The sequence below is a fragment of the Pseudomonas sp. P7779 genome (genome assembly GCF_013386315.1).
Classification (GTDB): domain Bacteria; phylum Pseudomonadota; class Gammaproteobacteria; order Pseudomonadales; family Pseudomonadaceae; genus Aquipseudomonas.
In genome coordinates this window covers 1-13,679 of sequence record NZ_JACARZ010000106.1, presented here as the reverse complement: position 1 = coordinate 13,679, position 13,679 = coordinate 1, and the positions used below count along the sequence as shown (strand labels likewise).

The 13,679-nt window shown below is 60.3% G+C and carries 9 protein-coding genes; 7 read left to right on the top strand and 2 right to left on the bottom strand.

Annotation, left to right across the window (positions count from 1 at the left end; all coding sequences use genetic code 11):
* Positions 1-305 precede the first annotated feature (305 nt).
* Positions 306-1,259: a hypothetical protein gene (locus HX869_RS26595; protein ID WP_218646339.1), complete on the top strand. Its 954-nt coding sequence runs from the start codon at positions 306-308 to the stop codon at positions 1,257-1,259.
* 221 nt (positions 1,260-1,480) lie between these two features.
* Positions 1,481-3,445, top strand: a complete 1,965-nt coding sequence (locus tag HX869_RS26590) for a hypothetical protein (RefSeq protein ID WP_178903906.1) — start codon at positions 1,481-1,483, stop codon at positions 3,443-3,445.
* A gap of 369 nt (positions 3,446-3,814) precedes the next feature.
* Here HX869_RS26590 and HX869_RS26585 read toward each other — a convergent pair whose 3' ends face one another.
* Positions 3,815-7,120 (bottom strand): bifunctional diguanylate cyclase/phosphodiesterase, encoded by a 3,306-nt coding sequence (locus tag HX869_RS26585; protein WP_003212653.1) that lies wholly within the window; start codon positions 7,118-7,120, stop codon positions 3,815-3,817.
* A 64-nt stretch (positions 7,121-7,184) separates the two neighbouring features.
* On the bottom strand, positions 7,185-8,075 hold the full coding sequence (locus HX869_RS26580) for a LysR family transcriptional regulator (RefSeq protein ID WP_003212656.1): 891 nt from the start codon (positions 8,073-8,075) through the stop codon (positions 7,185-7,187).
* Between the two features lie 145 nt (positions 8,076-8,220).
* Here HX869_RS26580 and leuC point away from each other — a divergent pair, with 145 nt between their 5' ends.
* From leuC to asd, 5 genes are all read left to right on the top strand, one after another.
* A complete protein-coding gene (leuC, locus tag HX869_RS26575) occupies positions 8,221-9,639 on the top strand; it encodes a 3-isopropylmalate dehydratase large subunit (protein ID WP_008438759.1) in 1,419 nt (472 codons plus the stop codon).
* Between the two features lie 10 nt (positions 9,640-9,649).
* Positions 9,650-10,294, top strand: coding sequence for a 3-isopropylmalate dehydratase small subunit (gene leuD, locus HX869_RS26570; protein WP_003212660.1), 645 nt, complete (start codon positions 9,650-9,652; stop codon positions 10,292-10,294).
* A gap of 146 nt (positions 10,295-10,440) precedes the next feature.
* Positions 10,441-11,205 carry a class I SAM-dependent methyltransferase gene (locus HX869_RS26565; protein WP_003212662.1) on the top strand — a complete coding sequence of 255 codons (765 nt, stop codon included), beginning with the start codon at positions 10,441-10,443 and terminating at the stop codon, positions 11,203-11,205.
* 53 nt (positions 11,206-11,258) lie between these two features.
* Entirely contained in the window at positions 11,259-12,341 is a 1,083-nt protein-coding gene (gene leuB / locus HX869_RS26560) for a 3-isopropylmalate dehydrogenase (RefSeq protein ID WP_003212664.1), read from the top strand.
* Between the two features lie 64 nt (positions 12,342-12,405).
* A complete protein-coding gene (asd, locus tag HX869_RS26555; RefSeq protein WP_010175747.1) occupies positions 12,406-13,518 on the top strand; it encodes an aspartate-semialdehyde dehydrogenase in 1,113 nt (370 codons plus the stop codon).
* Positions 13,519-13,679 lie beyond the last annotated feature (161 nt).

Here is a 13,679-nt window from a genome sequence, read left to right as displayed (position 1 = left end):
GCCAGTTCCGCCGAAGCCCGTTGCACCGGTCCCGCCGAAGCCAGACGCTCCGGTCCCACCGAAGCCGGATGCGCCTAAACCAGATACTCCGAAGCCGGATAAGCCGGAGCCGGACATCACTTCGCCAGGGCCGTCTGAGGATTTCTTTGAGTTCGAAACCAGCGGCAGGCGTCGAGCGTTCGACAACGACTGGCGGTTTAATCCCGGCCGCCGGATAAGCAGGTAAGTCGGCCACTTCCTCAGTTTTTTTCAACAAGGCGCTCCCGATAAAAAACGTCGGGGGGCCCTTGATGAAGGATGGTTATATGTCTTGTTCAGAAATCAATAATGCGGGCGCGGTCAGAAACTATTATCAACATTCGCAAACCGGCAACACACCAGGACGATCGGTTCCCGTGCAGCCGGTATTCGTTAATAACCAAGTCCTCTCATCGTTCGGTAATAACGATCAAAGTACCGTTGGGAACACAGCCAGCGACACCCCGCTGTTAGCAAAGCTCCTCGAACTGTTCACCCAGTTTTTTACACAGTTGCAAGGCCTGCTGGCGGGCAAGGACCTGGCGAATACAGTGGCGACCAAGGTAACGCCTGCGCCCCCGCCGGCAGTGCTGCCCAAGCCGGATGCACCCCTGCCGGATCCAACACCGCAGCCGCTTCCTGATCTGTCCGATAAGCGCAACGGCGCCAAGCCGGCAAATATATGGAACGGTTTTCGCCAGGGCCCTGACGGTAATTGCGTGACCATTTCGGCGATCAAGGCGGCGATGGCGAAGTTCGGTCAAAGCCCGACCGATATCTTCAAGTCTGTTCAAGCCAAGGGTGATGGCTATCACATTGTCATGCGTGACGGGTACGCGCTGGATTTGAGCAAGGATGAATTGGCCCAGGCCAGGCGTGGCTCGAAGTTTGTCCCGATGCGCGATCCCGGCATGCTCAAGGATGCGCACTTTCTATTTGCCGTCAGCGCCAAGCGAGCGATGCTGGAAAACAATGACGGGACTGCAGGCAGGAGCTTTCAATCCGCGATAAACAGCCTCAACGACGGTGAGGACGAAACGGGGCCCGGGGAAGGCTTCAAGCGTCTGGGCTTGCGCCAGCATATGAAAGAAGTTCCGGTCAGTGCGTTTGCTGATAAATCATTGATCGGTATGGTCAACAGGAGCAGGCACTCTGTAGCAGTGGTTGATGGGTGTGAGGAGATGTATGGGACTAAAGCGGGAAGACCGCGGTTTGGACGGGCTATTGCATTGGTTGGCTAACGGGCCGTCCATAAAACAATAAGAAGATGATCGTTGCTGCGCAACACGTTAAATCTATAACTAGATCTTGTTGAACTTATTATCTGACTGAGTGCAGTTCATCGCGTGCAGAAAATACTGTATGCCGTGTTCATGCACTTTCTTTTTATGCCTGAACGCAACGTGCAGGTGGCAGCGTTTACCACGGGCTATTGTGTGTTCGCCCTTTAAAGGAGTGCTCCATGATTACGATGAATACGGGTTATGCAATGAGTACGGCGGTCCATCATCCTGCGCGTGTATACGGGGGTGAAAATAAATCCGTCGACAGTGTAAGTACTTTGAATTCTACCGAGCGACAGTTCGGTGAGCATTTTGATACGAGCAGCCACTCTGCTGTTATCCAGATGATGATATCGACCTTCGGTCCTGCGCGCGCTGATCTATTTGATGAAGTAAAGCGCGTTGGCTCGGGGTATGACGTTACGCTGAAAGACGGTTATAAGTTGCATGTTTCCGATCATGAAGTGCATGGCACTGCCTCAGCGTCGAGATTTGTCGGTGGTGATGCCAGTACAGTGGAAAACGCGAATTTCGCATTGGCTGTCTTCGTCAAGCGCAAACAATTGTCCAGTTCCGACAGCCGTATCAGCAGCAGCTTTAACGCGGCCTTGACCACGTCCTTACAGGGTGAGACTGCATCGAACCTGCTCAAGGGCATGGGCATGGGCCGTTTTATGCAGCAGATCCCTTCGGAGCAACTCGTCGGCAAGAACTCCGTCGGCGTCATGGAGGCGCATAACTTCGGTGCCGCGTTGATTCGGGATGGGGTGGCGCATCGGTTTGACCGTCAATATCGCCCCGACCGTCCCTACGTCTACGTGCTGGACAAGGAGGGGCAAACGGCTAAGCCGGTCAAGCGGGATGTGCCGGTTGCTCCGGTCGATGTTCCCCTCGTCGATACGCCGTCCACCCGGCGTGGCCGCAAGCCCGTTGACATTCTCAGCGGATTTAACGCGGCCGAGCGAGGATTCGGTGAGGTTGTTGATGGCAGCAGCCATGCCTGCGTCATAAAAATGATGATGATGAGGTTTGGTCCAGACGCCACGGATATGTTCGAGAAAGTCACCCCGGCGGGAGACGGTTATGACATCACGATGAAGGACGGTTTCGAACTGCATTTTTCCCGGCAAGAGTTGCAGCAAGCGACCACGGCCTCGCGATTCGCTGGGAACAACCCCGACGCGGTGAAGCAGGCCAACTTCATGCTGGCGGCGTACACGAAGCGCAAGCAGATGACCCGCGGTGACCAGGCCCCTGGGGCATCGTTTGAAAAGGTTTTATCGAACACGCTCAAAGGCGATACGGAATACCGCGTGTTGAAGGGCTTGGGCATGACTGGCTTCTTGCGCATCGTGCCACCCGCCAAGATGCAGGAGCAGGGCGCGGTGGGGGTGGTCAGTACTTTTGGCTATTCGAGTGCCTTGGTACTGGATGGCCTGCAGCACAGCAATGGTGACAAGCCATCTATCGTCAAATCTTATGGCTACATGCTCGCCGAGGAGGTACCGGACGGAGTGCCCGTTGGTTCAAGCTCGCGGCCCCTGCCTATTTCCAATGTGCCGGTCGGGGTCAAGCCTGGGGATATCTGGCGTGGATTCTATCAAGGCGTCGAGGGGAACTGTGTCACGGTATCGGCGATCAAGGCGGCGATGATGAAGTATGGGCAAAGTCCCCGGGGGATCTATAAAAACATCACCGAGACCCGCGACGGTTATACCGTGACGATGCGCGACTCCAGCAAGGTCAGCTTGACCTATGCAGAACTGAAAACAGCCCGCGAACACTCGAATTTCAAAGGCACCGACGCCGGCCTGCTCAAGGATGCGAATTTCCTGTACGCCGTCAGCGCCAAGCGGGCGCAAATGGAGAACCACGAGTTTCGTGCCGGCGAGAGCTTTGAAGCGGCGATGAGCACGCTCAATGATGGCGAGACCCCCGGTGATGCACTGCGGCGCCTGGGTTTGTTCGCCTTTACCCGAAGCAGCAGCGTCCAGGCGCTGGCAGATGGTGCAACCGGCACGTTGGCGAACTTCATGCATTCTGTTGTCGTCGTTGATGGGGCTTTTGATGATTACGGGTATAAACACCCACTGAAATCATCAAGCTGGATGGATGAAGAGGGCACCGCGCTAACGCTGGTTTAGGTTCAAAGGTGCAAAGTTTGAGAAACACAGGCCACGAGATCTCGTGGTCTTTTTTCTGCGCGCAGAAAAGACAAGTCCGATGGTGGCCGGCTGCATATGCCTTGCAATCTGTGTCCGCATAGGTAGTTGGCCTGGGCTACTCTCATCGACTCTGGAACCTCCTGCTCATGGATGAAATTCAACAGCATTGGCTGTATGCCCTGTCTGCTCCCATGGTGTCCATCAACCCTGGCGCCGGTTATCTCGAGGCGCCGCCCAGCAGCGCCGGGGAGTGCTTTGCATCCTGCATGGTAGGTGTGCCCGAAAATGGAAAGCACTTGAACCTACAGGCTCAAAAAGCAGCTGCCCATCAGGAAAATCCGGTGCAACTTATTCCGATGAAGTGGCCTGGGGCATTCGCTTCAGTACCTGCCTGAACCCTTCCACCGGCAAGGGCCGACTGTGCAGATACCCCTGATACAAATGACACCCAAGCCCCTGCAAAAACGCCAGTTGCTCAGGGGTTTCCACTCCTTCGGCAATGACGTCCAGGTTCAAGCTGCGCGCCATGGCCACAATGGCACGGATGATCTCCGCATCGTTGGGGTCATGGGTGGCGTCGCGCACAAACGACTGGTCGATCTTCAGCGCATCCACCGGCAGGCGCTTGAGGTAGGTCAGCGACGAATAGCCGGTGCCGAAATCATCCATCGCAAAACTCACGCCGAGCTTTTTCAGGCGGCGCATTTTGCTGATGGTGTCGTCCAGATTCTGGATCACGATGCCTTCGGTGATTTCCAGCTTCAGCAGGGTATAAGGCAGGTGGTGGGTGCGCAGGCTGCGTTCTACCCGTTCGACAAAATCATTCTGGCGAAACTGCCGCGGGCTGATGTTGACGCACAGGCTGAAGTTCAGCGGGTCTACCAGCCCCTCGGCAATCAACTGCGCGAAGGTGCTGCAGGCTTCGTCGAGGATCCAGGTGCCCACTTCAAGGATCAGGCCGCTGTCTTCCAGGACCTTGATGAATTCCGTCGGGGACTGTGCGCCCAACTGCGGATGTTGCCAGCGCACCAGGGCCTCGGCGCCGACGATGGTGTTGCCGCGCGCATCCACCTGGGGTTGGTAATGCACGCTGAACTCGCCGCGGGACAGGGCCAGGCGCAGGTCGGTTTCCATGCGCAGCCGCTCGCTGGCGGTTTTCTGCATGCTGTTGTGGAACATCTGGATGGTGTTGCGCCCTGAATCCTTGGCCCGGTACAGGGCGATGTCGGCGCGCTTGAGCAAATCGGCCGGGGTTGAGCCGTGATCGGGGATCAGCGCCACGCCGATGCTCGGGGTGACTTGCAGGCGGTGGCCATCCAGGAACATCGGTTCGGATAACAGTTCGCGCAGGGTATCGGCCAGCTCCTGGACCTGAGTGCTGACTTGCGGGCGCGTGCCTTCCAGGCCGCTGAGCAGCACCACAAACTCATCGCCGCCCAGGCGTGCCACGGTGTCTTCCATGCGCACACTGGCTTCAAGGCGTGCAGTGACGATCTTCAGCACCGTGTCGCCGACCGGGTGGCCGAGGGAATCGTTGATGTGCTTGAAGTGGTCCAGGTCAAGAAACAGCAGGGCGCCCCGCAGGTTGTGGCGCTTGAGCAGGGCGATCTGCTGGCTCAGGCGGTCCATCAGCAGGGCGCGGTTGGGCAGGTTGGTCAGCGGGTCGTGATAGGCCAGGTGGCGAATCTGCGCCTGGGCGTTTTTCAGCAGGCTGACGTCCCGGGCGGTCAGCAACAGGCAGGGGGTTTCATTGAGGGTGATGGGCTCCACCGACACTTCAACTGCCAGCACTTCGCCGCGCTTGTTGTGCCAGAGCATTTCCAGGTGATGAATGCGGCCCTTGATCTGCAGCTCGGCCAATAACGCCGCGCGCTGGTTTTCATCGGCCCAGATGCCGATCTGGTACAGCGTCAGGCCGATCGCTTCTTCGGCGCGGTAGCCGGTGAGGCGGCAGAAGCCGTCATTGACCTCCACGTAGCGCCCGGTATCGCGCTCGGTGATCGACACCGCATCGGGGCTGGAATGAAAGGCCTTGGCGAATTTCTCTTCGCTGGCCTTGAGCGCCGCTTCCGAGCGTTGCTGTTGGGTGATGTCCCGCAGGGTGGTGACGATGCAGGGTTGGTCGCTGACCTGGATCAGGCGGCTGGATATTACACAGTTCAGGGTCTGGCCGTTCTTGTGATGAACGGTGATTGCCACGTTGCTCAGGGATTGTTCGCGGATCACCTGCTCGATGCGCTGCAGGCGTTGGCTGGACTCCTCCCACAAGCCGATCTGCTCGGCGTTGTTGTTGAGCACCTCGGCGGCGGTCCAGCCGAAGGTCTGGGTGAAGGCCGGGTTGATCTCGATAAACTGGCCGGTCTCCAGGCGCGTCACGCAGATCGGGTCGGGGCTGGCGAGGAACAGGCTGGCGAATTTTTCTTCGGATGCGATCAGGCGCTGCTCCCGTTCAACCTGGTCGGTGATGTCGAGCAGGGTCCCGGCCATTCGCAACGGTACGCCCGTGTCATCGCGATACAGGCGGGCGCGGCTTTCCAGGTAGCGCGAACTGCCGTCTTCCAGTTGCACGCGGTAGGTCAGTTGGTAGTTGCCCGCCGGGCCTTCGCGCAGGGTGCGGTAGGCGTTGCGCATGCTCTCGCGCTCTTCCTGGGGCATGCCTTCAAAGAAGGCCTCGAAGGATTCGTGGAACGGTTGGGGTTCCAGCCCGTGCAGTTGGGCGGCGCGGGCCGAGCCATAGAGCATGCCGCTGGGGATGTGCCAGTCCCAGGTGCCCAGTTGCGCCGAGTCCAGGGCCAGGTCCAGGCGTTCCTGGCTGTCCTTGAGGGCCTGCTCGGCATTCTTGCGCTCGGTGGTGTCGAGGAAGGTGCTGATCAGGTAGTCCTCGCCGTCCAGCTCGACTTTCTGGGCGCTGAGGGTGCCATCGTGGACCTGCCCGTTGCTGGCGCGAAACTGCACTTCCATGGTGATGGGGGCGCCTTTGCGCTGGGTGGCCTTGACCAGATGCGCGCGTTGTTCCGGGTGTACCCAGAGGCCCAGCTCCAATGTGCTGCGGCCAATGGCATCGGCCAACGGCCAGCCGAACAGGCTTTCGAAATACTGGTTGGCTTCGCTGATCAGGCCGTCCGCCTGGCGGGTCAGCAGGACCATCAGCGGGCACAAATGGAACAGGGTGGCGAAGCGCTTTTCCGAATGGCTGAGGGCGTGTTCGCGCTCGCGCTGGTGGGTGATTTCGCGGATCACCCCGATCATTCGACGACGCCCGGCCTTGTCCGGTAGCAGGCTGCCGTTGATTTCCAGCCAGTGCAGGCTGCCATCGGGCCATTGGATACGGTGGTGCATGGCCTGGACAGCGGGTTCGCCGGCCAGCACCGCATGAAAGGCCCGGACCACCTTGGCGCGGTCCTCGGGGGCCAGCAGGTCCAGGTACTCCAGGTCTTCAGGCAGCGGCTGGCGCGGGTCGAAGCCGAACAGGGCCTGAGTGCCTCGGGACCAGCTGATCCGGCCGGTATCGATTTCCCAGCTCCAGGCGCCCAGCCGGGCAGCGTTGAGCGCCGCCAGCAGTTGCGGCGCGCTGTCCCAGCTTTGCTCCGCCTCCTGTGGGTCCAGGGCGTAGATGCGGGGCAGGGGTGGCACGGTATCGACGGGGTTGCGCATTATCAAAGGGCCTTGGCTCGATGGGCGTTCGGCGCGGGTTCCACGGTCTACGGGCCACGGCGATTCAAGCCTGATTCCCTGGCAGATCGACCTGTGCATCCAATAGGCTCATGAAAGCCCGCGCAGCGTTCGACAGCGTCCTTTCGGTGTGCACGATATAGCCTAGCTGGCGACTGAGCTGTATGCCCGGCAAAGCGATGCGTGCCACCTGGTCATCGAGCATGGTGCGCGGCAACACGCTCCAGGCAAGGCCAATGGAGACCATCATCTTGATGGTTTCCAGGTAGTTGGTGCTCATGGCGATGTTTGGCGTCAGGCCCTGGGCCTCGAACAGCCGCTGCACGATATGGTGGGTAAAGGTGTTGCCGCCGGGAAACACCGCCGGGTGCCGGGCGATGTCCGCCAGGCTGACGCTGCCGTTGCTGATCAGGCTGTGTTCCGGCGCCACCACGAAATCCAGTGGGTCGTCCCACACCGGGGTGGCCCGCACCAGCGTGTGGGGTTCCGGCGCCAGAGTGATCACGGCCACTTCGGCGCGGCCATGGAGGATTTCTTCGTAGGCCACTTCCGAGTCAAGAAACTGGATGTCCAGCGCGACATTCGGGTATTCCCGGGTGAACGTGCGCAGGACCGGTGGCAAGCGGTGCAGGCCGATGTGATGGCTGGTGGCCAGGGTGAGACGACCGCTGACCTCGCCGGTCAGGTTGGTCAGGGCGCGGCGGGTGTCGTCCAGTACATTGAGAATCTGATACGCCCGGGGCAGCAGCGCCCGTCCGGCTTCGGTGAGGCCGACTTCACGCCCCAGCCGGTCGAACAGGCGCACCTTTAATTGTTGCTCCAGGCCGGCGATGCGCTTGCTGATGGCCGGTTGGGTCAGGTGCAGGCGTTCACCGGCACCGGAGAAGCTGCCGGTCTCGGCGATGGCGATAAAGGCATTGAGGTTGGCCAAGTCCATTGTTCTATTCCAGTTGGTAATCCAAAGCATAAAAAATATGAATTTGAGTTATTTAATGTAGCGCCATACCATCAGCCTCACAAGCCAAAGGGTTATTGAATCGTTCAAGGCCCGGGGCATAGAAACACCTGATGAGGACCGCGTGATGGCCGGCAAAACGCTTTACGACAAGCTTTGGGATTCCCATGAAGTGAAACGGCGCGATGATGGGTCGTCGCTGATCTACATCGACCGTCACATCATCCATGAAGTGACCTCGCCCCAAGCGTTCGAAGGCCTGCGACTGGCCGGGCGCAAGCCTTGGCGCGTCGACTCGATCATCGCCACCCCGGACCACAACGTGCCGACCACCCCGGAGCGTAAAGGCGGGATCGACGCCATCGTCGACACCGTGTCGCGCCTCCAGGTGCAGACCCTCGATGATTACTGCGACGAATATGGCATCACCGAATTCAAGATGAATGACGTGCGCCAGGGGATCGTTCACGTGATCGGCCCGGAGCAGGGCGCTACCTTGCCCGGCATGACCGTGGTTTGCGGCGACTCCCACACCTCTACCCACGGTGCGTTTGGCGCCCTGGCCCACGGTATTGGTACCTCCGAGGTGGAACATGTATTCGCCACCCAGTGCCTCGTCGCCAAGAAAATGAAGAACATGTTGGTGTCGGTGGAAGGTGAGTTGCCTTTCGGCGTCACTGCCAAGGACATCGTCCTCGCCGTGATCGGCAAGATCGGCACCGCCGGCGGTAACGGCCACGCCATCGAATTCGCCGGCAGCGCGATTCGCGACCTGTCCATCGAAGGCCGCATGACCATCTGCAACATGTCCATCGAAGCCGGTGCCCGCGTGGGCATGGTGGCGGCGGACGAAAAGACCATTGCCTACGTCAAGGGTCGCCCGTTCGCACCTGCCGGTGCTGATTGGGACGCCGCTGTCGAAGCCTGGAAAGACCTGGTTTCCGACGCCGATGCGGTGTTCGACACCGTGGTTACTCTCGATGCCGCCCAGATCAAGCCGCAAGTCAGCTGGGGCACTTCGCCGGAAATGGTGTTGGCCGTTGACCAGAACGTGCCGGACCCGGCCAAGGAAACCGACCTGGTCAAGCGTGGTTCCATCGAGCGCGCCTTGAAGTACATGGGCTTGAAAGCCAATCAGGCGATTACCGACATCCAGCTGGATCGCGTATTCATCGGCTCCTGCACCAACTCGCGGATCGAGGATTTGCGCGCTGCGGCGGTGATCGCCAAGGGCCGCAAAGTCGCCTCCACCATCAAGCAGGCGATCGTGGTGCCAGGTTCGGGCCTGGTCAAGGCCCAGGCTGAAGCCGAAGGCCTCGACAAGATCTTCCTCGAAGCCGGTTTTGAATGGCGCGAGCCGGGTTGCTCGATGTGCCTGGCGATGAACCCGGACCGTTTGGAGTCGGGCGAGCATTGCGCGTCCACCTCCAACCGTAACTTCGAAGGGCGTCAGGGCGCCGGTGGCCGTACCCACCTCGTCAGCCCGGCCATGGCTGCTGCGGCTGCCGTCAACGGTCGTTTCATCGACGTTCGCGAATTGATCTGAGGAATACCCGATGAAAGCTTTTACTCAACACACCGGTTTAGTCGCGCCGTTGGACCGTGCCAACGTGGACACCGACCAGATCATTCCCAAGCAGTTCTTGAAATCGATCAAGCGCACCGGTTTTGGCCCGAACCTGTTCGACGAGTGGCGCTACCTGGACGTGGGCTACGCCTACCAGGACAACTCCAAGCGCCCGCTGAACAAGGACTTTGTGCTCAACGCCGAGCGTTACCAGGGTGCCAGCGTGTTGCTCGCCCGGGAAAACTTCGGTTGCGGCTCCAGCCGTGAGCACGCGCCGTGGGCCCTGGAAGAATATGGCTTTCGCAGCATCATCGCGCCGAGCTACGCCGACATCTTCTTCAACAACAGCTTCAAGAACGGCTTGCTGCCGATCATCTTGAGCGATGCCGAAGTGGATGAGTTGTTCCAGCAGGTGGAAGCCGATGTGGGCTACCAGTTGACCATCGACCTGGCGGCGCAGACCGTGACCCGTCCGGACGGCAAGGTGTATCACTTTGAAGTGGACGCCTTCCGCAAGCACTGCCTGATCAATGGCCTGGACGACATCGGCCTGACCTTGCAGGACGGCGATGCGATTGCCGCGTTTGAAACCAAACACCGGGCCAGCCAGCCTTGGTTGTTTCGCGACGCTTGATTCCATGTAGACCGGACTGGCCCCTTCGCGAGCAAGCCCGCTCCCACATTTGATTGCATTTCAACTGAAGGAACTCGGTCGAATGTGGGAGAGGGCTTGCTCGCGAAAGGGCCAGCAACAGCAACACAAAAACCAGGGACATCATCATGACCAGCACTGCCCACACCCAAGTCGTGCAAAAACAATTCGGCGAACAGGCCTCGGCCTACCTGAGCAGCGCAGTACATGCTCAAGGCACCGAGTTCGCGCTGCTCCAGGCCGAACTGGCCGGGCAGGGCGCTGCACGACTGCTGGACCTGGGTTGCGGCGCCGGTCACGTGAGTTTCAACGTGGCACCGTTGGTTAAAGAAGTGGTGGCGTACGACCTGTCCCAACAGATGCTTGACGTGGTGGCCGCCGCTGCCGTGGACCGTGGCCTGGACAACATCCGCACCGTGCACGGCGCCGCCGAGCGCCTGCCGTTTGCCGATGGCGAATTCGACTTCGTGTTCAGCCGCTACTCGGCGCACCATTGGAGCGACCTGGGCCTGGCCCTGCGTGAAGTGCGCCGGGTGCTCAAACCGGGTGGCGTGGCCGCTTTCGTGGACGTCTTGTCACCGGGCAGCCCGCTGTTGGACACTTACCTGCAAACCGTCGAAGTGCTGCGCGACACCAGCCACGTGCGTGACTATTCCGCCGGCGAGTGGATGCGCCAGCTCAGCGAAGCCGGTTTGCATGTGCGCAACAGCAGCCGCCAGCGCCTGCGCCTGGAATACACCTCGTGGGTCGAGCGCATGCGCACCCCAGAGGTATTGCGTGCCGCGATCCTGGAGCTGCAAAAGGCAATGGGCCAGGAAGTGCGCGATTACTTCGAGATTCAAGCCGACGGCACCTTCAGCACCGACGTGCTGGTGGTGTGGGCCGAACGCTGATTAATTTTTCCCGACCTGCCCACGGGCGGGTCGCTTGATGAAATGAGGAACGCATGAGCAAGCAGATTCTGATTCTCCCTGGCGACGGCATTGGTCCGGAAATCATGGCCGAAGCGGTCAAGGTGCTGGAAGTGGCTAACGCCAAGTACAGCCTGGGCTTCGAACTGAGCCACGACGTGATCGGCGGCGCGGCCATCGACAAGCACGGCGTGCCTCTGGCCGACGAAACCCTGGAGCGTGCCCGCGCAGCCGACGCCGTGCTGCTGGGCGCCGTGGGTGGCCCGAAATGGGACAAGATCGAACGTGACATCCGCCCTGAGCGCGGCCTGCTGAAGATCCGTGCGCAACTGGGCCTGTTCGGCAACCTGCGCCCGGCGATCCTTTACCCGCAACTGGCGGACGCTTCCAGCCTGAAGCCGGAAATCGTCGCGGGCCTGGACATCCTGATCGTCCGCGAACTGACCGGCGGTATCTACTTCGGCTCGCCACGGGGCGTGCGCGAGTTGGAGAATGGCGAGCGTCAGGCCTACGACACCCTGCCGTACAGCGAGAGTGAAATCCGCCGTATCGCCCGTGTCGGTTTCGACATGGCCCGTGTGCGTGGCAAGAAGGTCTGCTCGGTGGACAAGGCCAACGTATTGGCGTCCAGCCAGCTGTGGCGTGAAATCGTCGAGGAAGTCGCCAAGGACTACCCGGACGTCGAGCTGAGCCACATGTACGTCGACAACGCCGCCATGCAGCTGGTGCGTGCACCGAAGCAGTTCGACGTGATCGTCACCGACAACCTGTTCGGCGACATCCTGTCCGACCAGGCCTCGATGCTTACCGGTTCCATCGGCATGCTGCCGTCGGCCTCCCTGGATGCCAACAACAAGGGCATGTACGAGCCGTGCCACGGTTCGGCGCCGGACATCGCCGGGCAGGGCATTGCCAACCCGTTGGCGACCATTTTGTCGGTGTCGATGATGCTGCGTTACAGCTTCAACCTGACCGACGCCGCGGATGCCATCGAGCAGGCCGTGAGCCTGGTGCTCGACCAGGGCCTGCGCACTGGCGACATCTGGTCCCAGGGTTGCACCAAGGTCGGTACGCAAGAAATGGGCGACGCAGTAGTCGCCGCGCTGCGGAATCTGTAATCTCTCGGGCCCGCTTGCAGATGTTGCTGCAAGGCGGCCCACTTTTGAACAAGGTGTAGTTGCGATGAAACGTGTAGGTCTGATCGGTTGGCGCGGTATGGTCGGTTCCGTGCTCATGCAGCGGATGCTGGAAGAGCAGGATTTCGATCTTATTGAGCCGGTGTTTTTCACCACCTCCAATGTAGGTGGTCAAGGGCCGTCCGTGGGCAAGGACATTGCTCCGCTCAAGGACGCCTACAACATTGAAGAACTGAAGACCCTCGACGTCATTCTGACCTGCCAGGGTGGCGACTACACCAGCGAAGTCTTCCCCAAGCTGCGCGAAGCCGGCTGGCAGGGTTACTGGATCGACGCCGCTTCCAGCCTGCGCATGCAGGATGACGCGGTGATCGTGCTGGACCCGGTCAACCGCAAGGTGATCGACCAGCAACTGGACGCGGGCACCAAGAACTACATCGGCGGCAACTGCACCGTCAGCCTGATGCTGATGGGCCTGGGCGGCTTGTTCGAAGCCGGCCTGGTGGAGTGGATGAGCGCCATGACCTATCAGGCGGCCTCCGGTGCCGGCGCGCAGAACATGCGTGAACTGATCAAGCAGATGGGCGCGACCCACGCCGCTGTCGCCGATCAACTGGCTGACCCGGCCAGCGCGATCCTCGACATCGACCGCCGTGTGGCCGAGGCCATGCGCAGCGAGGCCTACCCGACCGAAAACTTCGGTGTGCCATTGGCCGGCAGCCTGATCCCGTGGATCGACAAGGAACTGCCTAACGGCCAGAGCCGTGAAGAGTGGAAGGCCCAGGCCGAGACCAACAAGATCCTCGGTCGCTTCAAGAGCCCGATCCCGGTGGACGGTATCTGCGTGCGCATCGGCGCCATGCGTTGCCACAGCCAGGCGTTGACCATCAAGCTGAACAAAGACGTGCCGATCGCCGATATCGAAGGGCTGATCAGCCAGCACAACCCTTGGGTCAAGCTGGTGCCGAACAACCGTGATATCAGTATCCAGGAACTGAGCCCGAACAAGGTGACCGGTACCCTGAATGTGCCGGTTGGCCGTCTGCGCAAGCTGAACATGGGGACGCAGTACCTGGGCGCGTTCACCGTCGGCGACCAACTGCTGTGGGGCGCGGCTGAGCCGTTGCGTCGCATGCTGCGGATCTTGCTGGAGCGGTAATCGCTGCTGGTAATAAGAAACCCGCGTTCTGGTGACAGGCGCGGGTTTTTTATTGCGCGCTCGGGCCTCTTCGCGAGCAAGCCCGCTCCCACATTCGAGCGAGTTTCTTCAGTTGAAATGCGATCAAATGTGGGAGCGGGCTTGCTCGCGAAGAGGCCATC